The organism is Shinella sp. CPCC 101442 (assembly GCF_024704725.1).
In the GTDB taxonomy this organism is placed as follows: Bacteria; Pseudomonadota; Alphaproteobacteria; order Rhizobiales; family Rhizobiaceae; genus Shinella.
Genome location: NZ_JALIQS010000005.1, coordinates 233491 through 254933, shown reverse-complemented (window position 1 = coordinate 254933; position 21443 = coordinate 233491). Strand labels below are relative to the sequence as shown.

The 21443-nt window shown below is 61.5% G+C and carries 16 protein-coding genes and 1 pseudogene; 5 read left to right on the top strand and 12 right to left on the bottom strand.

The features are described 5' to 3' along the window. Window positions 1–65: 65 nt before the first annotated feature. Genes MUO32_RS20225 through MUO32_RS20195 form a run of 7 tightly spaced genes read right to left on the bottom strand, consistent with a single transcriptional unit; the run spans window position 66 to window position 7166 of the window. Window positions 66–1346 (bottom strand): amidase, encoded by a 1281-nt coding sequence (locus MUO32_RS20225; protein ID WP_257950185.1) that lies wholly within the window; start codon window positions 1344–1346, stop codon window positions 66–68. Further along, window positions 1331–2500, bottom strand: a complete 1170-nt coding sequence (locus MUO32_RS20220; protein ID WP_257950184.1) for a substrate-binding protein — start codon at window positions 2498–2500, stop codon at window positions 1331–1333. The genes MUO32_RS20225 and MUO32_RS20220 overlap by 16 nt, the downstream gene beginning before the upstream one ends. 53 nt (window positions 2501–2553) lie before the next feature. Further along, on the bottom strand, window positions 2554–3249 hold the full coding sequence (gene urtE / locus MUO32_RS20215; protein WP_257950183.1) for an urea ABC transporter ATP-binding subunit UrtE: 696 nt from the start codon (window positions 3247–3249) through the stop codon (window positions 2554–2556). After that, entirely contained in the window at window positions 3249–3938 is a 690-nt protein-coding gene (locus MUO32_RS20210) for an ATP-binding cassette domain-containing protein (protein WP_257950182.1), read from the bottom strand. The genes urtE and MUO32_RS20210 overlap by 1 nt, the downstream gene beginning before the upstream one ends. Then, window positions 3935–4915 carry a branched-chain amino acid ABC transporter permease gene (locus MUO32_RS20205; RefSeq protein WP_257950181.1) on the bottom strand — a complete coding sequence of 327 codons (981 nt, stop codon included), beginning with the start codon at window positions 4913–4915 and terminating at the stop codon, window positions 3935–3937. The genes MUO32_RS20210 and MUO32_RS20205 overlap by 4 nt, the downstream gene beginning before the upstream one ends. After that, complete coding sequence (locus MUO32_RS20200) at window positions 4912–5760, bottom strand: branched-chain amino acid ABC transporter permease (protein WP_257950180.1); 849 nt, start codon at window positions 5758–5760, stop codon at window positions 4912–4914. The genes MUO32_RS20205 and MUO32_RS20200 overlap by 4 nt, the downstream gene beginning before the upstream one ends. Beyond that, a complete protein-coding gene (locus MUO32_RS20195) occupies window positions 5760–7166 on the bottom strand; it encodes an amidase (RefSeq protein ID WP_257950179.1) in 1407 nt (468 codons plus the stop codon). The genes MUO32_RS20200 and MUO32_RS20195 overlap by 1 nt, the downstream gene beginning before the upstream one ends. A 100-nt stretch (window positions 7167–7266) precedes the next feature. Between MUO32_RS20195 and MUO32_RS20190 the strand changes: the two genes are divergently transcribed. Together MUO32_RS20190 and MUO32_RS20185 are read left to right on the top strand one after the other, a co-directional pair. Next, complete coding sequence (locus MUO32_RS20190) at window positions 7267–8220, top strand: LysR family transcriptional regulator (RefSeq protein WP_257950178.1); 954 nt, start codon at window positions 7267–7269, stop codon at window positions 8218–8220. 637 nt (window positions 8221–8857) lie between these two features. Next, the gene (locus MUO32_RS20185) at window positions 8858–9436 is read left to right on the top strand and encodes an FAD-dependent monooxygenase (RefSeq protein WP_308311317.1); all 579 of its coding nucleotides are present in this window, start codon (window positions 8858–8860) and stop codon (window positions 9434–9436) included. On the opposite strand, the gene MUO32_RS20180 is transcribed toward MUO32_RS20185, so the two are convergent. From MUO32_RS20180 to MUO32_RS20160, 5 genes are all read right to left on the bottom strand, one after another. Next, entirely contained in the window at window positions 9398–11125 is a 1728-nt protein-coding gene (locus tag MUO32_RS20180) for an ABC transporter ATP-binding protein (protein ID WP_257950176.1), read from the bottom strand. The two genes, MUO32_RS20185 and MUO32_RS20180, sit on opposite strands and share 39 nt — an antisense overlap. Beyond that, window positions 11125–12804, bottom strand: coding sequence for an ABC transporter ATP-binding protein (locus tag MUO32_RS20175; RefSeq protein ID WP_257950175.1), 1680 nt, complete (start codon window positions 12802–12804; stop codon window positions 11125–11127). Before MUO32_RS20175 ends, MUO32_RS20180 begins: the two co-directional genes overlap by 1 nt. A gap of 118 nt (window positions 12805–12922) precedes the next feature. Next, window positions 12923–15097: a TonB-dependent receptor gene (locus MUO32_RS20170; protein ID WP_257950174.1), complete on the bottom strand. Its 2175-nt coding sequence runs from the start codon at window positions 15095–15097 to the stop codon at window positions 12923–12925. Between the two features lie 118 nt (window positions 15098–15215). Next, on the bottom strand, window positions 15216–16073 hold the full coding sequence (locus MUO32_RS20165; protein ID WP_257950173.1) for an AraC family transcriptional regulator: 858 nt from the start codon (window positions 16071–16073) through the stop codon (window positions 15216–15218). A gap of 217 nt (window positions 16074–16290) precedes the next feature. After that, window positions 16291–17766, bottom strand: a complete 1476-nt coding sequence (locus MUO32_RS20160) for a PLP-dependent aminotransferase family protein (RefSeq protein ID WP_257950172.1) — start codon at window positions 17764–17766, stop codon at window positions 16291–16293. A gap of 105 nt (window positions 17767–17871) precedes the next feature. Between MUO32_RS20160 and MUO32_RS20155 the strand changes: the two genes are divergently transcribed. The 3 genes and pseudogenes from MUO32_RS20155 to MUO32_RS20145 all read left to right on the top strand — a co-directional run bounded on the left by MUO32_RS20155 (window position 17872) and on the right by MUO32_RS20145 (window position 20853). Then, a complete protein-coding gene (locus MUO32_RS20155) occupies window positions 17872–19056 on the top strand; it encodes an MFS transporter (protein ID WP_257950171.1) in 1185 nt (394 codons plus the stop codon). A gap of 20 nt (window positions 19057–19076) precedes the next feature. Beyond that, entirely contained in the window at window positions 19077–19526 is a 450-nt protein-coding gene (locus tag MUO32_RS20150; RefSeq protein ID WP_257950170.1) for a GNAT family N-acetyltransferase, read from the top strand. Between the two features lie 165 nt (window positions 19527–19691). Beyond that, window positions 19692–20853, top strand: a pseudogene (locus tag MUO32_RS20145) (transposase family protein). Window positions 20854–21443: the final 590 nt, after the last annotated feature.

The following is a 21443-nucleotide window of genomic DNA, read 5'->3' as shown; positions in this document are numbered from 1 at the left end:
CCATGAATTCAGCGGCACTGGCGCCGGCACCACCTATTCAACTCGCTGAGTCCAGGCGCACACCGCTACACAAGCGGGAGCGTCAACGCTCCATTGTCGTCATTTCGGGCGGCGACGACCTGTAGGCTACCGCCATTTGCCGGCAAAGCCGCGGCGGGATGACCCGTGTGATCGAAGAGGCAGGTCAGCCGGACCAGTCCATAGGTGAAGTCCAGCCTCTTTGCACCGACATCCAGGCTTGCCGCGGCTTTCGATGCTTTGGCCATTGCTGTCGCGGGACTTACGATTACCGTGCCTCCTTCAAGGATCGAATCGACCGCTGCCCGCATCTGCTGGCGGTCGCGGCAAGCGGCAAGATATGCCGACATGCTGATCGATTCCGCATAATCGATGGTACTCCGCCCCGCTCGCGGCAATTCGGCGCCGGGGAAGACGGAACCGCGGTAGAAGGCGGCCGTCTCGACGCAGAAGATCGTGCTGTGAATGCCGCTCACCCGGTCGAGCGCAGGGAGGCGGGTTTCGGACAGCGTGATGCCGCTGCGTTCCAACTCTTTCAGTGTTTCGGCAAACGTTTCCTGTACGTCGCCCGCGCACTCAGCAATCCAATCCGGGTCGAAAACGACATGCCGTGCTGCGGGACGGGGCGACAGGTCGGGCGCAAGCGCGTTGGCCACAAGCGATAGATCCTCACGCGTGCGGGCCATCGGACCGACATGATCCAGCGACGGCACGAGCGGCCAGACACCCGCCAGGGACCATCGGCCGAAAGTCGGTTTTAAACCCGCGACGCCACACAGGGCGGCAGGGATGCGGATCGATCCACCCGTATCGGTACCGATTGCCGCATGGCAAAGCCCCGCCGCCAGCGCCGCGGCGGAACCGCCCGACGAGCCGCCGACGGAGAGACTGGGGTCCGCCGGGTGCACCACCTCGGCGGTTCGCACCCCGAAGGCGCCGGGATCGCTGATCGTGGTGCCGACGATCGTCGCGCCGAGCGCCCGCAGCCGTGCGGTGATCCAACTATCCTCCCATGCCTTGCGGTCGCGCAGGAAGCGCATACCGGCGCTCGCATGCGCGGGCACAGTGTCAATATTTTCCTTTACCGCGACGCATAGACCTGCAAGCGGCCCCACGTCGCGACCCGCCGCCCTTGCAGCATCGGCGGCACGAGCCTCGGCGAGCGCCGTTGCGTCCAATATCTCGCGATAGGCGTTGATCCGTGGATTCTCCCGCGCGATACCCGCGAGCATCGCTCGGGCGATCTCCTCGGCGCTTGCCGCGCCGGACACGAAGGCGGCTCTTGCCGCCTTCGCCGAGGTGAGAATGTCGCTCAATTCAGGGTGCATCCAGGCACATCCGGGTCGATCTGGCCAAAATTCTCGACGGTTTCCCAATGGCCGTCAGGCGTGCCGCGGGCGAGGATCGAATTTGCGCGCAAGCAGTTGTTGGCGGCGAAGTTCACCTTACCCTGCGGGGCGTCGAACTCCACTTCGCGCAGCGCCTTGATGACGGCGTCGCTGTCTATCGATCCAGCCTTCTCCACGGCAGCAGCATAGAGGTAGACGCTGTCATAGGCCGCCTCGCCGATGGCGTTGATCGGCTTGTCGGCGCCGTATTTCTTGGCGAAGGCCTCGGTGAAGATCTTGTTGCGCGGCGTGTCGAGTTTCATGAAATAGGCTTGGTTGGAAAGCGCGCCAGCCGTCAGTTCCGGGTGGGCGAAGGAGAACAATTCGTCCAGCGCATTGGAAAAGAGCTGCTGCTTGAAGCCGAAGGACTGGTATTGCTTCAGTGCCGTGATGACATCCGCACCCGCCACCATCATCCAGATGAAATCGGGGTTGGCCGCCCGCGCGCGGTCGAAGATCGGCGCGAAATCCTGCGTGCCGAATGGCGCGAACTCGGCGCCGAGCAGCTTGCCGCCGAGCTTTTCGATCTCGGTCTTGATGACCTCGGACGAATTGCGTGGCCAGATGTAGTCGGAACCGATGACGTAGACCGTCTTACCCGTGTTCTTCGTCAGCCAGCCGAGCGAGGGAACGATCTGCTGATTTGGCACCTGGCCCGTCGAGAAGAAGCTCTTGTCGCAGACGCCACCCTCGTAATAGGTCGAGTACATCAGGATATGGTTCGCGGGGCTGGTGACCGAGCGGGCGGCGACATGCTCCAGCGAGGCGATCATTCCCATGGTAGCGGCGACCTCGTCCTCGAACACCAGCTTGCGCGCCTTTTCGATCGCACCGCGGGTCGTGGTCTGGTCGTCCTCGACGACATACTCAATCTTGCGGCCGCCAATGCCATTGGCCGCGTTTAGTTCTTCTACCGCAAGTTCGAAGCAGTGGAGCTGCGTTTCACCGAGAATGGTTTCAAGACCGGTGAGACCCGACAGGAAGCCGAGCTTGATCGTGTCGGCAGCGCGCAGGATGGACGGTGCGCCGAGCGCCGAGGCAGCGGCGATGCCGGCAAGGCCCTGAAGTGCGCGGCGGCGGGTGATAAGCGTCATTATAGTTCCCCTTTTTGGTTCGCCTTGATGCAATCCTAGCCATCCGGGCGTCTTCAAATGGCCAGATACCGGTGAAGCGTCTCCTCTTTGAGCGTCTGCGGTGCGCTTTCGTGAACGATGCGTCCCTTTTCCATGAACAGCACCCGGTCGGCGGCCGAGAGGCCGAGATCGAGGTTTTGTTCAACCAGAAGCACACCCAGCCCCTTTTCGGCCGCGAGCTTGCGCAGGATATCGCCGATCATCTGAACGATGTTCGGCTGGATACCTTCGGACGGTTCGTCCAGAAGCAGGAAATCCGGCGCCGCGGCGAGCGCCCGGCCAAGTGCCAGCTGCTGCTGCTGCCCGCCCGAAAGCGTGCCGCCCGGCTGGTTGCGGCGCTCTGCCAGAATGGGAAACATCTCGAATATCTCGGCCGGCACCGTCGCGCTGCGGTCACGACGCGCGCGCGTGCCCATCGTCAGGTTGTCGATCACCGAGAGCTTGTGAAAGATCCCGCGGCCTTGTGGCACATAGGCAAGGCCGGACCGCGCGATCTTTTCCGGCGGCAAGCCGGCAACGGCCCTGCCGCCCAGCGTAACCTGTCCGGCCCATGGCCGGTTGAGGCCTATCAAGGCCTTCATTAAGGTCGTCTTGCCGACACCGTTGCGACCAAGGATCGATACGACCTCGCCCTTTCGAACCGACAGGGTGGCGCCTTGCAGAACCTCGGTGCTGCCGTAGCCTGCGCGCAGATCGTTCACATCCAGCATCACGCCCGCCCCAGATAGATATCGCGCACCATCGGGTCGCGCTCGATTGTCGCAAAATCGTCTTCCGCGACGAGCCGGCCCTGATGCATCACGACAGTCCGGGCGGAAAGCGCCCGCACGAAATGCATGTCATGGTCGATCACCACCACGGTGCAGGTGCCGCGAAGCGACAGGAGAAGGCCGGCCACGGCCTGGGTCTCTTCCGGTGAAAGGCCCGCCGTCGGTTCGTCGAGCAACAGCAGGCGCGGCTTGCGGATCAGCCCCATGGCGATTTCCAGCCATTGCTTCTTGCCATGGGCCAGCACGTCGGCGCGGGTATCGCGCTCGGCGGCAAGCCCGGTGCGCGCCATCACTCCCTCCGTGTCCCCACCGCCGGCCACGGCCAGGTTTTCCGCGACCGTCAACGAACCGAAGACCGATGGAACCTGGAACTTGCGGGCGATGCCGGCCCGGGCGATCGCATGGCGCGAGAGCCCATCGATCGGCTTGCCATCGAACAGGATGCGGCCGGAACTCGGCGCGATCGCACCGCAAATCATGTTAAGCAAGGTGGATTTGCCGGCCCCGTTGGGGCCGATTACGCAGGAGACCTCCCCTGGGGCAAAGGTGACACTGACACCCTCGACCGCGACCAACCCGCCGAAGCAACGGCCAAGACCTTCCGTGCGCAATTCACCGCCGACCATCATGCAGCTCTCCCTTCATTCATTCGCTTCCAGCGCGCCCAGAGTTTCTGCGCGGCGGCCGGCAGGCCATCGGGGAAGAAGAACACCATGGCCAGAAAGAACACGCCGATGAACAGCGGCCAGGCCGAGGCGCTGAGCGTGGAGACCTCCTGTTGCAGCCGCCAGACGATCATCGTTCCCGCGACGGCGCCGATGAGCGATCCACGACCGCCGACTGCGACCCACATGATGACCTCGGTCGAAAGAAGAAGGGCGATCATGTCCGGAGCGACGAAACCGGTTCCCGTTACATAGAGCGCGCCCGCAAGCCCTGCGATCAGGCCCGACAGAACAAAGACCGCAAGCAGGTGAAGCGACGTGTTGTAGCCAAGCGTCTGGGCTTTGCGCTCATCATCCTCGATTGCCTTCAGGACGAGCCCCCTCTGGCCGCGCAGCCCCGCCCAAAGGGTAAGCACGATACCGAACAGCACGGCGACCACGACATAGTACAAGACCTTGCCGGTGATCGGGATGCCGATGGTGAGCGGTGGCACGCCGATCAGACCCGCATCTCCGCCGGTGATAGAGGACCAGCCGATGGCGATCTGCTGTGCGATCAGGGTCAAGGCCAGCGTGACGATGGTGAAGTAGGCTCCGCGCACACCGCCGAAGATAACGAAATAGCCAACGGCCAGCGCAACCACGCCGGCAAGACCGACGCCGAAGGCAAGCCCCGCAACACTACCCCAGGCCGCGCCTGGCGCCACGTGGATCGTCATGATCGCCATACCGTATGCGCCCGCGCCGAAGAAGGTGGCGTGGCCAAAGGAGAGGACGCCGGTGCGCCCCCAGAAGAGATCGAGCGAAACGGCGAAGAGCGCGAAAAGTAGGATGTCGCGAAGGCCGGATACCCCGGAAAACGAACCGAATGCGGGGTAGGTCATCAGCGCCGCCATGATGGCAAGGGTGATGAAAAGCCAGGTTTTGTCGCGTTGCGTCATGCCGGCACCAGCCCCTGCGGACGGAACCGCACGATAACGACCGCAAGGATCAGCACACTGGCTTGCGCCACTGTAATCGGTACGGTGGTGGAGAGCAGCGACTCCAATCCTCCCACGAAGGCAGACCCGGCGACGACACCGGGGATGGAGCCCGCACCGCCGACGAGGACGACGAAGAAGGACCGCGCGAGATAATTGACGCCCATTAACGCCGTCACGGCAACGAGCGGGGCTATGAGAACGCCGGCGAGGGCCGCGAGCGCCGCTCCGCTTGCAAAGGCCCGGCGATAGACCCTTTCGGCATTCACGCCGAGCACCCGCGCCATGCTTGCATTCTGGATCACCGCCCGGACATCAAGGCCGAAGGGCGTCTTCCGGAAGGCCAGCACGCAACCCGCCATGACCGCGAAGGCGAAGACGATCAGGAAGAGTCGGTAGGCGGGATATGTGGTGCCAAGCAGGTGCACCGAGGCCTCGAACGGTGCGGTCACCGGCCGGGGTGCCGCACCATAGGTCAGGATGATTGCCTGCTGCAGGATGAGGCTCAGGCCCCAGGTGGCGAGAATGGTGGAGATGGGCCTGTCGTAGAGACGCCGGATCACGGTGACTTCAAGAACCGTGCCGAGAAGATACCCGACAGCCGGCGCAACGATCAGCGCAAGCCAGAACGAGCCGCCCGCCGCCTGTACTGTGAACAGCGTATAGGCTCCGATGGTCACGAACTCGCCGTGGCTGAGATTGATGATGCCCATCAGGCCGTAGATGATCGCAAGTCCCAAGGCGACGAGCATCAGGATGCTCATCAGCGTCAGCGCATTGAGGGAAAGTGAGACGATATCCGGCATCACTGTCCTCCCACCAAGCGGCTAGCCGCCTCGGCGGCATCGAGTACGAAGCCGTCTCCACCGCGGGGGCCGACGATCTGCAGGCCGATCGGCAGTCCTTCTGCCATTCCGCAGGAAAGGGTGCATGCCGGCTGCTGCGATAGGTTGATCGGGTAGCTGAAACCTGCCCATTCGGTCCATCGCGACAGGCCGGAACCCTCTGGTACCTCCCGCCCAACCGCAAAGGGCAGGCAGGCGGTGGTTGGAGAAAGAAGGAGATCATAGTCTGCGAGCAGGCGGTCCATCGCCGCACCAAAACGGGCGCGGGCCTGTTGGGCGGAAATATAATCGATCAGGCTGAAGCGAGATCCTTCCGCCGCGGCCTCGATAAATCCAGGATCGAGGTTCTCATGCATACCGGGCGGGATTTGGGCGAGGCGGCTCGCCGCACCCGTCATCCAGTGCGCGTGGAACATCTCGTGCAGGTCGTCGGCGGGCAATCGAACCGGCTCGACGATTGCGCCTGCCGCTTCGATCTGTCGGACGGAATGCGAGACCGCCCGTTCGATAGCAGGATCGAGCGATCCCGTTGGCGGCGTCATCCAGAGAGCGACCTTCCGCCCCTTCCAGTCGAAAGGTCGGGGGTCGAGCGAGGGCATCCCGCCCCAGGGCTGGCTCCAGTCGCGCAGGCTTCGTCCGCCCATGGCGGAAAGCATCGCCCGCGCATCCGCCGGGCTGCGTGTCATCGGGCCGATATGAGCGACTGTTCCGAAGACGCTTGGCGGATCGGCCGGGACACGGCCGAAGGTCGGCTTCAGGCCGAAGGTTCCGGTGAAGGCCGCCGGCACCCGGATCGATCCACCGCCATCCGTGCCGAGATGGAGAACACCAGCGCCAGTCGCAGAAGCGACAGCCGCGCCACCGGAGGAGCCACCCGGCGTCCGCTCCGGATTCCACGGGTTGCGCGTGATCCCGAAAGCCGGACTGTCGGTCACGGCCTTCCAGCCGAATTCCGGCGTCGTGGTCTGGCCGATGAAGACGGCCCCGGCCGCACGCATGCCCGCTACGGAGGGCGCGTCGCGGGTCATCGGCATGGCATCGGTGGCCCGGCTTCCATACCGCACCGTCCAGCCTTCGACATGCACGATGTCCTTGAGAGTGGTGGGCACGCCATCGATGGCCGAAAGCGCCGCGCCTGTCCGCCAGCGGGCTTCGGCCGCGCAGGCCGCCTCCAGTGCCCCCGCATGATCGATGAAGGTGAAGGCATTGAAACGCTGCTGGACGTCCTCGGCCCGGGCAAGAGCCGCGCGGGTGACCTCCACCGGCGAAAGCGCGCCGGCCCGGAAGGCCGCGGTCAGGGCAGCGACATCCATGCGGCAAAGGTCAGGCGCATCGGAGATTGGCGAGATGGACTGGCGGCTGTTCAACGGCGTCTTCCCTCCTGAAAACCAGTGAAGACAACATGACCGAAACAATGCATCCTATAAAATGCAAAATATGATGGTTCTTACTACATGGAATGAATGAATGAATTTGACCCTTCGCCAGCTTCGCTATCTCGTGCTTGTCGCGGAAACGGGATCGATATCGGCTGCGGCGCGCGCCTGCCGCATTGCTCAATCATCCATTCTGGCGGCAGTAGGACAGGCCGAAGGTGAGATGGGCTCGCGGCTCTTTGACCGCCGCCCCTCCAAGGGCGTCATGCTCACACCGGCCGGTGAGCGCTTCATCGCGTCGGCCCGGCGTCTGCTCTCCGCCGAGGCCGAATTTGAGCGCACGATGGACAAATTCACATCCGGGATGCCGCCGGTCCTGAAGATCGGCTGTTTCGAGCCCTTCGGCGCCCTGTTCATGCCAGAGCTCCTGCATCGGTTCGTCGCGGGGTACGGCACGGAAATCCAGCTCTTCGAGGGCGAACAGCCGCAGCTCCTGACCTGGCTTGAAACGAACATAGTCGATGCAATCGTGGCCTATGACATCGGCCCCGGCCTTCCCTCGGATGCGGTCACCCTCGCGCATGTGCCGGCGCATGCCCTGCTTCATGTCGACGATCCCCTCGCCCAGAAGGAATACCTCAACCTTGCCGAACTGGTGACGCGCCCACTGGTGCTGCTCGACCTCCCGCAGACCTCCGGATATCTCGTGACGCTTTTCGATCTCGCAGGGCAGAGGCCGCAGATTTCGTTTCGCACGCGCGGCTACGATACCGTTCGCGCCGCCGTGGCATCGGGCTTTGGTATGTCGATCCTCAACATGCGCCCCATCGGGCTTGGAAGCCCCGATAGCGACCGGCTCGTACGCCGCCCCCTGATCGAAGTCCTGCCGACGCCACGCCTAATGATTGCGGATCGATACGGAGGCGCAAAGCCGCTCTTCCTCCGCCGCTTTACCGAGCTAGCACGTGATTTCTTTTCGGAAATCGGACCCGAACGCTACGCCGTCGCCCTACCAGATCGATATTCCAGCCTCGTGGCGAGTTGATGAAAACGACGCACAAACAAATTCACGCAAGTCGGTAGCGGCTCTCAAAGGGAGCCAAACCTACAATCCCGTAACCATTTGAGACCAACTTTCGCGATGAGATGTAGGGGCATACCGTTTTAGAAACGCGTTCTGGACACGGTGTATCCTCAAGTGGTTGATATCACCGGAAAATTTGCACTTTTTGGCGCACCTCGTGACAAAGGCGAAATGTACGAAGGCCACGTAGGATGTGCAATTTCCCTCCATTGTACGCGCAAAGTGGCTGCAAAAAACACTTAAAATCAATCAGCGCCTTTCACTGACGCTCATTCATCCGTCAACTTGTCGGTTTCTGGCCAATTTGGTTCTTCCGGCTCGGATGAATGTATAAACTCTAATAATTTGCCATCGAATGTTAGGCTCCTTCTGGCAAAGGCTAGTTTATTGGCCCATGCGATCCTGGCTTCCCGCCCATCAACGCGAACTACTTTCCCCAACCAAAAATAACTATGAGTTTGACGTTTAGACCACTGGCGAGACAGGCCTTTTCGCGGTTTTCTTTGAATGGACGAAGTTCATTCTGCTGGCGGGGCGAAAGGACGGATCGCCTCGATGTCGAGGCGCGCCGAGCCATCCTGCGGACGGAATTTGGCCATTGGCCAGAACCGGTCGCCTCCGCCCTCACATCTGCAATCGACTGAGACCAGGCCTTCTTGACACGGCATCGCTGATCGAAATTCCGAAATGGTCGAAAGGTCGCATAGGGTTGCTGGGCGATTCCGCTTGGTGCCTTACCTTTCTTGCCGGCCAGGGAACGTCAACGGCGATGGCTGGCGCTTGCATTCTCGCATCGAAACTCGCGAGAAAAAGCCTTCCGGAAGCGCTCGACAGCTATGAGGCGCGCATGCAACCGCTGGTGACGAGGATGCAGGCGGTTTCGCGCAAGATCGGTGGCACTACATTCCGCAGAGAACGTTCGGCATGCGCCTGCAGTCGTGGATCTTATCGATCATGCTCTCGCCGCTCCTTATACGGTTCATTTCGAACCGGCTGGCGGCACCGCCGCTGGAACTTGACTGAGCCACCCGCTACCTCAATCGCAAAGACGCCGGCGCGGCACGTAGGTGATAGACACCCCACCCCCTCCCCTTCGAGTGGTCCCCAAGGAATATATCCACCACAGCAGAGCAAAAAGTCAGCTCTGCGCCATCTTCCAGCCGCGCATTTCGACTGAGCGCCTCCACAACCGTTGATAGCTCGGAGATGAGGTCAGCAGAGCTTCGTGGCTCCCGCTGGCTTCGATCCTGCCTCCGTCGAGAAGCACGATCCGATCCGCGGCCACCACAGAGGAAAGATCATGGGCGATGACGAAAAGGCTACGGCCAACGGCAAGTGCTGATATAGCCCGCTGGATCGCCTCTTCGTTTTCCGGATCGAGCGCCGACGTCGCCTCATCGAGAATGACGATCGGCGCGTCCTTCAAAATCGCCCGGGCGATACAGATCCGCTGACGTTCGCCGCCGGAAAGTCGGGCGCCCAGCGCACCGGCGCGGGTCTGGTAACCGAGCTCAAAGCGCATGATCGCGTCGTGAATGGCGGCGGCTCTGGCTGCGGCCTCCACCTCCGCATCGGAAGCAGACGGCCTACCGACGCGGATATTGTCCGCAATGGTTTCATTAAACAGCAGGGCCTCCTGAAAGACCGGAGCGATCATTGAGGCGAGCGCCCGACTGTCGATATCGCGGATATCCTGACCGCCGATCAGGATTCTGCCGCGATCCGGCTCCCAAAATCGCATGAGGAGTTGCATGCAGGTGGTCTTTCCGCTGCCATTGGCGCCGATGAAGACCGTCATTTCCCCTCGCGTCGCCGTAAACGAGATGTCTGCCAGAGCGGGCGCCTTTCGTCCCCGATGCGTGAACGTCACATTTTCATAACACACGTCGAAGGCCTCGGGGCGGCCATCACGGCCGACTGGAGGTAGCGGAATGGCAAGAAGCTCACAGACATTCGCGCGGCCGATCCGCGCGAGCTCCAGCATGGCCGAGAGACTTGCAAAGTTTCGCGCCGGAATGGTCGCACAGACCACAAGAAGCGCCGAGATTGCGAGCCGGGCAGCGTCGACACTCGATGCATCGCCAAAGGTAAGAACCGCCAGGAAAATCGCTAGCGCGGCCGACAGATCGATCACCATACGAAACAGCACGGCAATCGGTGTGACCTTACGCACGCCGCGCCATGCGCCATCTCGCAGGCGCTCGACGGCGCGGGCGAAAACGCCACCGTCATCCGTGCCACCGGCAAAGGCCCGCAGCACCGAAACGCCTTCGGCCTGCTCCTGCAGCATCAACGACACCTCTGTCAGGCTGCGCGCCCGGCGCTCCAGCCCCACGGCAAGCCTGCGCCGGGCAAAGACAAGAAGAGCCAAGCCGATCGCCATGCCGAGGATGGCCGACAATCCGGTAACCGGCCAGACGACAACCGCTCCAGCGAGACAAATGGTCAGTGCTGCAGCATTGACGGCGATTTCCGGGCGCGTATGGGACGCATGGTTTTCCAGCCAGAGAACGTCTTCCGAGACGGCCTGCATGACCTTCCCGCCGCTGATGGCACGAAATGCGCCGAGTGGCATGCGCACGAGGCGGCCCAGGATGGTGCGCCTCATACGCACCCCGCCGTCATAGGCAAGCGCATAAAGCCGGCGTGAGGCGGGCCACAGCAAAAGGCGGCGCAGAAGGGCAATTCCTACAAGAGCCACGATGCACCACAAAGCCGCAGAGGCTGGATCTCCGCCGATCGCCCGCCACAGGAAAAATGCAGCGACGACCGGCTGTGCACCGAGCAGAATGCCATCGACCACGCGGCCGACCAGCCCTGCATCACCCACGGAACCGAAATCAGGAAGGCTGTCGTGCACGCCCATCAGACCGCTCCAGACATTCGAAGGGTGAAGGATCGGGCGGCAGCATGTGAGCGCCATTGCCGCGCATAGGCCCCGTCTAAAGCCATAAGGGCATCGTGCGAGCCGTATTCGGTGATCCGCCCGCCCTCAAGATAGACGATACGATCGAAGTGACGCACCGAAGACAGGCGGTGGGCGATGGCGATCACCGTCCGACCTGTAGCCAGCGCATTCAAGGCCGCCTGGATCTCATATTGACCGTCAGGATCAAGATAGGCTGCCGCCTCGTCGAGAACGAGGATTGGCGCATTCTTGAGAAAAGCGCGGGCAATCGCGATCCGCTGTTTCTGTCCTCCGGACAACCCCTCCCCCCTATGCAGCACGGTGTCGTAACCCTCCGGCAGCGCGCGGATTAAATCATCCGCCCGGGCAAGACGCGCGGCCTCGGCAATCTCCGCGTCGCTTGCTCCAGGACGCCCGATCGCTATGTTGGCGCGGATCGTTTGGGAAAACAGGAAGTTGTCCTGAAATACCGCGGTGAACCTCTCGGCAAGATCGGCTTGCGCAAAAGAGCGGATATCGCGTCCGCCGAGCGTGATGCACCCGGTATCTGGGTCGAAGAAACGCAGAAGAAGCCGCGCCAGCGTCGACTTGCCGGACCCGCTCGGCCCAACAAGGGCGATCTTCTGGCCGGGGTCGATGTCTAGATCGATGTCTTCGAGCATAAAACCCGTTCCATAGGAAAACCCGACCTTGTCGAAGCGAATATTCTCGCCCTCGGCTGACGCGCTTTCGAGCAACGGCAGGTCTGGCAACCGGAGCAAGGCACCGACGCGGGAAAGCGACGCCTCCTGAATCCTGAGGCGTCCCATCGCGCCGAAGAGACGCGCGCCGATGGAGGACAGGAAGAAGGCCCCCAGCAGAAAAAACATCAGGACGGAGATGCTATCCGGCAACGGATAGAGCCATAGCCCAAGCGGGGCCACGAAAAGGAGGCTGGACGTCGTGGCGAGGAAAAACCAATTCGTCCCTGATGCTGCAAAGGCAAGCCACCGGCCCACGACATCTCCCAGTTCCTGAAAGGCGCCCTCCGCCCGGCGCAAGTTCTCGGGAGCTATGCCGTAGGCCTTGATGACGGGCACCATGCTGACAGCCTCCTGCAGGGCTGTGTCCACCCCCGCCTGCGCCGCGACGAAACGTGCCGACAGACCGCCATCATCGCGCAGAATGAATGAGAAAATGAGGAAGCCGGCTAGGACCGGCAGGAAAACGGCCAGTGCCAGACGCCAGTCAATAACCAGCATGGCGAGGCCGATGAAGAGCGGCGCGACGAGGGCGGTAACCAGATCGGGGATCAGATGGGCGACGCCGTCCTCGATGCGCTCGACATCCTCCATAAGCGTGCGGCGAAGCTGAGCGGCATCAATGCGCTGGATAGCTCCAAGGGGCGCAGACCAGAGCTTTCGGCCGATGGCGAGCCTCGTTTCCGCCTGGATGTCGATCGCTGTGCGATGCGCAAGAAGGTTGGAGGCCGTTTGCAGGATGCAGGACAGGAGCACCGCGACCAAAAGGCCGGCAGACCAGAACAACGCCCCACTCCGATCCACCGCGACCAGTGCGCCCACGGCGAGCGCGACCAGCGCCGCACCAGCCGTTTCCAAGGCCGCAGAGACGGTCGCAAGCGCGATGACGGTCCCCATTCGGCCACGCCGTCCCCGTGTGAGGGACCAGAGTTGGCCGGCCGCACCCTTGCCCGCCACATCGTTTTCCCGCCCTGCCCCTTCGGGCTCGCCTGTCTCGTTCCCTCTCATCGCAAACTCAGAACTTGACCTTGAAGCTGCCGCCGAGGGTCAGCGGGTCCCCCGGAGAGACGAGCTTACCAGTGCCGAGATCGGCGGCGACGATGCGATAGTCGACATCGCCGATATTCTTGGCGAAGACATAGGCCGCATAACGGTCGTTCTCGAGGCCGGCATAGGCGTCCACGAGGCCGTAGCCCTTCTGGCTGATCGTGTTCTGGACATCGAAATAGTAGCTGGAACGATAGCGATAGTTCACGCCGACCTTGCCGACGAGATCGTCCCATCCGGTCTCCCATTGATAGGTGACACCCGCCGAGCCGGTGAAGCGCGAGACGAACTGCTGCTGGTTGCCGCTAACATCAACCGTGCCGGAACCATCGAGCGCCCGCGCGTTGCGATAGTCCTTGTAGGTCGCATCCGCATATCCGGCTCCGGCCGTAAGCGTCCAGTGATCGTCGAGATCGTAGGCGACGGACAGTTCTCCCCCCCAGGATTCGCTGCGCGGAGCATTGGAAATCGGCGTTGCACCGGTCAGCACGTTGAAGCCCTGAACCTGCTGGTCGCGCCAATCAATATAGAAGACGGATGCCTCCACCTTGAGCCGGTTGTCGAGCGTTGCCGACTTCAGGCCGAGCTCGTAGCTGACGATGCGTTCCGAATCATAAGGCCCCTCATCACCAAGACCGACGAAACCGGAATTGAAGCCGCCAGACTTGTAGCCGCTGGAAATACCACCATAAAGATTCAGCCCATCCATCGGCTCGAACTGCAGGCCAACGCGCGGTGTGACATAGGCTTCGGAAAGCTTCGCGCTGTATCCCGGCGCAAAGGCTCCCGTCAGGCCGAGAAGCTGAGCCGTGGCATTGGCGTTGAAGTCATAATCGAAGGTCTTTCGATCATGGCCGATGCGAATGCCGCCGAAGAGTTTCCACTGGTCGTTCAGTGCATAGGTGCCGTCCGCGAAGGCGGAGAGTGAAACCGTATCCGTATCGCCGCGGGTCGAAAGCGTCGCCTCGCCACCCGTGAAGGTGCTGTTGGCGCCATAGACACGCGATGCCCGGGAAAACTCGCCGTAGAGACCGGTGACCCAGTTGAAGCGTTCGTTGTCCTCGGAAACGTAACGCACCTCCTGCGACCACTGGCGATAACGGCCGTCGAACGGGTTGTCCGCACGATAACGGAAGTCCGGGAAACCCATAGACTGGAAAAGCGCGTCATAGGCGGCGAAATAGCCGAGTGGGAAGCCATTGCCGCTCACTTCCACCGCGCTTTTCTGGAAGCCGGTGATCGAGACGATCTTGTCGCCATTGTCGAGCTGGTAGGTCAGTTGGCCCGAGGCAGTGGCGAGGTCGCTGTCGATGCGGGTCGGATCATCGACCGCGACGCCGCGCCTGCCCTTCAGGAAATCCGCCTCCGGCATGCCGAACATCTCGCCGTCCAGCACCTGGCGCTCGATATCGACGATGCCGAGAAATTCGAGATTGTCGGTGATGTCGCCGGCGATACTCAGGCGGCCATGCACGTCCTTGCCGCCGCCAAGATCACTGCCATCCACCGTCGAATGAAGGAAACCGTCCGTCTTCGAGGTCGAGAGAGCGCCGCGCACCGCCCAGCCATTGTCGCCGATCGGCGTGTTGAAGATGCCGGTCGTTCCAAGCGTGCCGAACCGACCAAAGTCCACGCCGATTTCCCCGCCGGTATGATCCGGATCGGGAAGGTTGGAGATGATGTTGACGGAGCCGGCAATATTGTTGCGGCCATAAAGCGTTCCCTGCGGACCACGCAGGATTTCGATGCGATCGACATCGAGCAGAGTGCCGCTATGGGCCTGCGCATTGCCGATACCCACGCCGTCCACGTAGATGCCGACGGATGGATCGCTCTCTATGAGGGCGGAGCCGACACCGCGGATGGCCGTGAAGGATGTATAGAGCTTTGCCGTGACCGCCCCCGTCTGGGCGTTCGGCTCGGCAGCGATTGCATCCTCGCGGCGCTTCGTCTTGCGCAGCGAAAGCGTTTCGCCCGTCTTCACCGCGATGCTGGCCGGTATGTCCTTGCTTTCGGCCCTGCGTTTTTGCGCCGTCACGATGATCGGCTCCAGGGCGGTTCCCTGGGGGGCCTCCTGCGCAAGAGCAAGAACAGGCAGGCTGATGCCAGCCAGAAGCGCGGCAAGGCCGATAGCAGTCTTCATTGATTAATCCTCGAACCCGATTTGGCGCGGATTATCATCATGGCGGGCGGGAGGGTCGAGGCGATCGGCTTATGCGTTTCGACAAAAAGCTTACGATTCTTATCCAGTTTAAAATCGTTCAAGATTTCAATCGGCTAGGCGGGTAGCTGAAATGCTTCGTAAAGGCGGCGGTGAAGTTCGCCGGGTGTTGGTAGCCAGCCTTGTAGGCCGCTTCGGCAATGCTCAATCCATCACGCAGGATGGCATTGCGCCCGATCAGGAGGCGCCGTTCGAGAAGGTATTCCCGCGCACTGGCACCAAAGGCGCGGTGGAAATCCTGCTTGAGCTTGCTCTGGCTGATGGCGAAGCGGGCAGCGAGCGCGGCAAGGGAATCGATTGCCGCGGCATTGGCATCGATATGCCGCCGGATCTCCAGCATGCGCTCCAGCGATTTTGCTGTGAGACCAGCCGTCGCCGCGACCTCGGACGGCCGGAACGCTTCAGCAAGGTAGCCGAGCAGGCTCATTGCGCTGGCGTCGAGATGCACGTTGACGAAGGCGCCGACCGCAGATGGATTAAGCACGGACCACGCGATCTGCCGAAGCCGCGCGTCCAGCGGATGCCGGCGGATCATGACGGGCTGGCGCATGGCACGCTGCATGGCCTCGAAGGTCGGATCATCCTTCATGGCAGAAAGGTTATGCTCCGCCCAGGCGGGGGTCAGGAGCAGTTCCACGACGCGCACGGGCTGGTCGGGATGGATGGTCATGCTCGTCGGCTGGCTCTCACCAGTGGACGTGATCCATACCTCATCCGGGCAGAAGCCACCCTCGATGCCTTCAGTCGTGTTGGTCGCATAGCCTTCGAGTACGACCGACAGGCAGATCGCGGGAAAGGTTCGGCTCTGATAGGCAAGCGGCTGCGCCAACGAAAGATCGGTGATGCCGAGGAACATGCCGGGACCGGCTTCGCGCCAACGTCGCGAGTCGCCCTGCATTTCCACCGGTTCCGCAATTGTCGCTGTAGCGGAAGGCTCGCCTCCAAACGAAACGACATCTGTCACGGCTCGCCCTCTTTCGCCAAATTACGGCCCAGTATAACGGCCATTAATATGACTTTAATAGTCATGTTTAATTCATCGACGTAGCCGGCTGAGAAACGTGTGACAAGTGGGAATGTAAGCAGACTAGGTGCGTCATCCCGATGAAAACAGGTCAAATCGCGTCCAGAACCTTGGCTAGTCGATACGTCGCGATATCAGCGTCCCTTTCTGACAACGCAGAGAAGCCGAGCAGAATGCCGTGTCGGGGCTTTTCGAGAAGTGACATTGGCGAGATCGGCAGCAGCGTAATGCCTGCCCGGCCAGCTGCTTCCGCGATCTCGATGTCGATGAGATTATCGAGCGGCTCGGCAAGCAAATGAATGCCCTGCTGCGGAAGTTCGGTCTTTAGATGGGCCGATGTCCGTTCTTGCAAAAACTGAAACAGCGTGTCGCGTGACGTCCGATAGGTTTCGCGCTGCCGACGCAGATGTCCGGAAAAATGCCCTTCCATCAGAAAATCGGCTACCACCAGCTGATGGAACGTTGCTGGAAAGCGGTCAAACACCGCCCGAACGCTGCGAAACGCCGGTACCAGCGCTTCCGGCACGACAAGATAGCCAAGGCGCAGGCCCGGCAGCAGCGCCTTGCTGAAGGTGCCGATATAGATGACGCGGCCATGCTCATCGATACCTTGCAGGGCAGCGAGCGGCCGCTCGTCGTAGCGAAACTCGCTGTCGTAATCGTCTTCGACGATCCACGCGTTCCTCGCCGCCGCCCAATCGATCAGGGCCATTCGGCGCGCCATGGAAAGCGCACTGCCCGTGGGGTATTGATGTGACGGCGTAACGTAGACGGCGCGAATATCCGTGCCGGATTGCTGCAAGATATCCACTTGGATTCCCGCGCCATCCACCGGGATCGGCGTCAGTGCCGCACCAATGGCGCTGAAGGCGAGCCGTGCCGGCGGATAACTGGGATCCTCGATCGCAACACGCTCGCCGGGGTCAATGAGCGTTCGGGCGGCGAGGTCGATCGCCTGTTGCGCACCCGACGTAATGACCACTCGCTCAGAATCGCAACGCAGCCCGCGCGCGGCCGACAGATAGGTCGCGATGGCCTCGCGCAACTGCGGCAATCCACGAGGGTCGCCGTAGATGCCAGAGGCGGCATCAACATGGCGATGCCCAAGCCGCGTCAGGATCGCGCGGGATTTCTCATCCAGCGCCGCGCGCCCGGGAACGAATGCGACCTGCGGCGGCGGCTCAAGTGCAGGCGTCGACAGCATCAGCGCCGCGGCCCTCGATACACACAACACAGCCGGGTCCCTGGCTTTGTTTTCCTTCCCGGCTCTCCCGCGCATCGGCACGTCGTCGGCAACATAGGTTCCCGACCCGGGACGGCCATCGATATACCCCTCGCTGAGCAGCATGTCGTAGGCTTGAACGACGCTTCCGCGTGACACGTTCCACAGGGCAGTGGCTGCACGCGTCGATGGCAGCCGCACCCCGGCCGCCATGCGGCCGGCAACGATCGCCTGCCGCAAGGCGAGATAGATCTGCCGCCCGATGGCAACGTTGCTTGCGCGATCGATATCGATATCCACCAGGTGGGCGGCACTCTCGCGCCGTCGGGTGATATCCAGTGTCATCTGCCCATCCCGCCGAGTGGTCCGGCTCCCATTGATGAAGTGGACCTTTAATATCGGCAGAAAACGCGAAATGAAAGGTCCACATAACATCAACCGGAACCTCCCATGCGCTCGTCCCACGCCTACCTTCTTTTCACGGCAACACTCCTGACCGCACTCGGTTATGGGGCGACCTTCCTGATGACGGAACATTTCCGCACGCTTGGCGGAAGTGAGATCGAGACAGGCAAGACGTTGTTCGGCGCCATGGTGGGTACGCTCGTCGGCGTTCCGCTCGTCGGCTGGTTTGCCGGTCGGCTGGGTGCTGCGCGCATGGCGTCGCTCGGCGCCCTTCTGGTGGCGATCGGCTATGCGCTCATCGCCGCGCAGACCGCTATTTCGCCGCTGCTGACCATCGCGGGCCTCTTCATCGGGCTCGGTTGGGGGGCTTTCTACCTTGCTGCCCCATTGGCATTGTCCGGCCGCGTGACGGATCAGGATCGCGGCTTCTGGTTTCTTCGCTTCGGTGTGTTCCAGATGAGCGGCATCGGCCTCAGCCCCATAGCCTCGACGGCGTTGATCAACCATCTCGGGCTGAGCACCGCCGCAGCGTTCAGCGTGATTGCCGGCGCCTGCGCCGTGGCTTCAGCCATGCTGTTCTCCTTCGAAGTCATTTCCCCGCGTCCGCGCGCGGCGCAAAACACCGAAGAATCGACCGCCTGGGTGCGCGCCCTGCCCGCTTTGGTCCGCAGTCGTGCGCTGTTCCCCATCCTGATGGTCGGGCTCGGCGCCTCCGTCTTCACTGGCCTGATGACCTTCCAGACATCGCTCATCCGCGGAACCACGCTGGAGGCAGGGACCTATTTCGGTGCCTATGCCATAACGGTCGTTGGCTCTCGTTTCTTCCTGGCACCAACGCTGACAAAGGCGGATTCGGACCGCATGGCGGTGCTTCTGTTGGTGTTGATGTCGCTTGGCGTCGGCCTGGCCTTCGGCTTTCCGGCAGGTGTTCTCGTTCAGCTGGCCTCGGCAATCACGCTCGGCCTCGGCTATGGGCTGGTCTATTCGATCATTCAGACCCAAGCGGTCAACGATGCGCCATCGCCGCTTCGCTCGGCGGCGCTAACATGGTTCGTCATTGCGTATTTCGTCGGTATTTTCGGTTTTCCCATGCTCGGCGGCTGGCTGATCGTGCATATTGGCAACCACTGGTTTCTCGTCGTCGTGCTGTCTCTCGCTCTCGCCGAACTGGCGCTTGCCCTCATCCGTCTTGCCGGAAGACAGAAAAAGGTCGTGTCGGCGGCTCAATGAATTTGTAGGAGGATTTCACCGTGACAAACTTTTCCATTCGCCCGGTTCGCGCCGATGACAGATCGCAGTGGGACACGCTCTATCAGGGCTATGCCGACTTCTACAAAGTGGCCCAGACGCACGAGATGCGGGAAACCGTCTGGTCCTGGCTGCTCCACGAGACAAAGGAATCTCGCGGACTGCTGGCCGTCAGCCCTGACGGGAAAGTGCTCGGACTTACCCATTTCCGCCCCTTCGCTCGCCCGCTTTCGGCGACGACCGGCTGCTTCCTGGACGATCTTTTCGTCTCCCCGGACGCGCGCGGGCTCGGCGTCGCCGACGCCTTGATCGAAGCGGTGCGCGACGTTGCGGCCGAAAACGGCTGGTCGGTGGTGCGCTGGATTACGGCGGAGAACAATTATCGGGGCCGTGGCGTCTACGACCGCGTGGCCAGCAAGACGAACTGGGTGACCTACGACATTAAACCGTAACGCTACGGGGCACTATCCTCATAAGAATACCGGCAGAGGAAGAGGGGCGGAGTTGTGACCAATTCATAGGTTTAGTTCGAAAGCATCTCGCTCTAATTTAGGCTCTGACTCAGTTTTGCTGCTGTCTCGGAAGAAGATTCTGCTGATTCACCGGAGGATCAGCTCATGCAACAGCGACTTCCGATCGCAAGCCTCGCACCATCTGGCTTTGCAGTCGATGAAGTTGAGCTTGTCGCGGACAGTGTTCGAGTTCGGCTGCGCCCACGCCATCTCTCAGCAGTTTGTCCGGACTGCGGGCGTATGAGCCGGAGAATTCAAAGTCAGTATATGCGCCGGCCTTTGGACCTTCCTCTCAGCGGTCGGCGCGTCGAACTGAGGATTGTGGCGCGTCGCTTCTGGTGCGATGCAGTTCTTTGCGGGCGGCGTATCTTCTGCGAACAGTTCGACAAGGACGTGCTAGCTCGCTACGGTCGCCGGACTCAGCGGCTCGAGATGATCGTCCATCACCTTGGCCTGGCGCTTGGAGGCAGACCTGCTGCTGCTTTCGCCCATCGCCTGATGATGCCGGTGAGCAATGATACGCTGCTGCGGGTGGTTCGCCGTCGCACCGTTGATCAGCACGACGATCTCAATGTCATCGGCATTGATGATTTTGCCTTCAGGCAAGGTCACGACAGATCGTGCGAGAGACCGGCCACAGCCGGAAGCTCGTCCGAGACGTCTTGCGGGGACAGCGTCTCGATGTGTTCCGCATACGGCCCAGCTCTCTGAATAGCTGGCTGCCCTGGCTCAACGCGCGTTGGGAGGAAGGGGCGCGAAACGCATTGGCGCTCTGGCGAGAAATGAAAGCAAAAGGCTTTCGGGGACAGAGCGGTGTCATCTCGCAATGGGCTCAGCGTCGGCGTCTTGCCGAAAAAGCCAATCGGATTGGCCTCGCAAGAACGCCGTCGGCACGGGTGATCGCCCGGCTGATGACCACTGCACGTAATGACCTCGCAAAGGCAGAAGCCATTTTGGTAGCGGCAACCGAAGGGAACGTACCTGAGTTGGTGGTCGCGCGCTCAGTTATTGGTGACATCCAATCCATGATCCGCTTGAAGAACGCGCGGAAGCTCGATGACCGGCTCGCCGCTGCAAAGGACAGCCTGATGGGCTCGTTTGCAGGCGGTCTCGCAAGAGGCCTCGCGGCAGTCAGAAACGCGATAATCTCCCCGTGGTCGAATGGGTAGACTGAAGGCCAGATACGCGGCTGAAGCTCATCAAACGTCAGATGTACGGGAGGGCAAAACTCGACCTACTGCAGGCTCGATTGGTGGGTGTAAGGTAGCCTTTCCGCTTCAGCAAAAGTGCGTCAGAGCCGAGCCTAGACCGTGAGGTGCGCACCAAGCACCCCGAGCATTTTCGCCATCGTTCACGACAATTGAGCGGCAATGCCAATAGAAACCCGGAGCCGCCTTTGTACGGTGATCGTTTTTTGATGCCATCTCAAGGCAAGTCAAAAATGGACGGAGACTCCCTCCGGATCTTCCGTTAGGCGTGCCTGAAGCGTGAGTTTGGCTCCATAGATGCGCCGGAGCAAGGTACTCGATGTCCGCGATGTGTGAGGCGTTTCGGATATGGGTCAGCCTTAGCTGCGTGTCCTATGTGGAAAATACAACTGATGCTGGACATCCCCCCGATATTCGGGGAGATATGCAATATTGGTGTGATTTATTGATTTGTTGATGGCGCGATGCCGTCGCTGGGGGACGATTTCGATGTGGGCATGGGGAACTGGAGCCTGGGGAGGCCTCGGCGCTATCTCCAAGCGCGGCTATGAGAGCCTCATTTGCGCTTTGCTTCTGGTGTTTTCGGCGATTTTAGCGCGCTTGCTCAAGCCTCTTCGCGGCCTTTTTTCCTCATCGGGCGCGCTTCCCA

Coding starts and splice junctions, on each gene's coding strand:
- MUO32_RS20205 (WP_257950181.1), bottom strand. CDS start 4,915: ATGACGCAACGCGACAAAACCTGGCTTTTCATCACCCTTGCCATCATG.
- MUO32_RS20225 (WP_257950185.1), bottom strand. CDS start 1,346: ATGCACCCTGAATTGAGCGACATTCTCACCTCGGCGAAGGCGGCAAGA.
- MUO32_RS20170 (WP_257950174.1), bottom strand. CDS start 15,097: ATGAAGACTGCTATCGGCCTTGCCGCGCTTCTGGCTGGCATCAGCCTG.
- urtE (WP_257950183.1), bottom strand. CDS start 3,249: ATGCTGGATGTGAACGATCTGCGCGCAGGCTACGGCAGCACCGAGGTT.
- MUO32_RS20200 (WP_257950180.1), bottom strand. CDS start 5,760: ATGCCGGATATCGTCTCACTTTCCCTCAATGCGCTGACGCTGATGAGC.
- MUO32_RS20155 (WP_257950171.1), top strand. CDS start 17,872: ATGCGCTCGTCCCACGCCTACCTTCTTTTCACGGCAACACTCCTGACC.
- MUO32_RS20175 (WP_257950175.1), bottom strand. CDS start 12,804: ATGGGGACCGTCATCGCGCTTGCGACCGTCTCTGCGGCCTTGGAAACG.
- MUO32_RS20210 (WP_257950182.1), bottom strand. CDS start 3,938: ATGATGGTCGGCGGTGAATTGCGCACGGAAGGTCTTGGCCGTTGCTTC.
- MUO32_RS20180 (WP_257950176.1), bottom strand. CDS start 11,125: ATGGGCGTGCACGACAGCCTTCCTGATTTCGGTTCCGTGGGTGATGCA.
- MUO32_RS20160 (WP_257950172.1), bottom strand. CDS start 17,766: ATGACACTGGATATCACCCGACGGCGCGAGAGTGCCGCCCACCTGGTG.
- MUO32_RS20190 (WP_257950178.1), top strand. CDS start 7,267: ATGAATTTGACCCTTCGCCAGCTTCGCTATCTCGTGCTTGTCGCGGAA.
- MUO32_RS20165 (WP_257950173.1), bottom strand. CDS start 16,073: ATGCAGGGCGACTCGCGACGTTGGCGCGAAGCCGGTCCCGGCATGTTC.
- MUO32_RS20220 (WP_257950184.1), bottom strand. CDS start 2,500: ATGACGCTTATCACCCGCCGCCGCGCACTTCAGGGCCTTGCCGGCATC.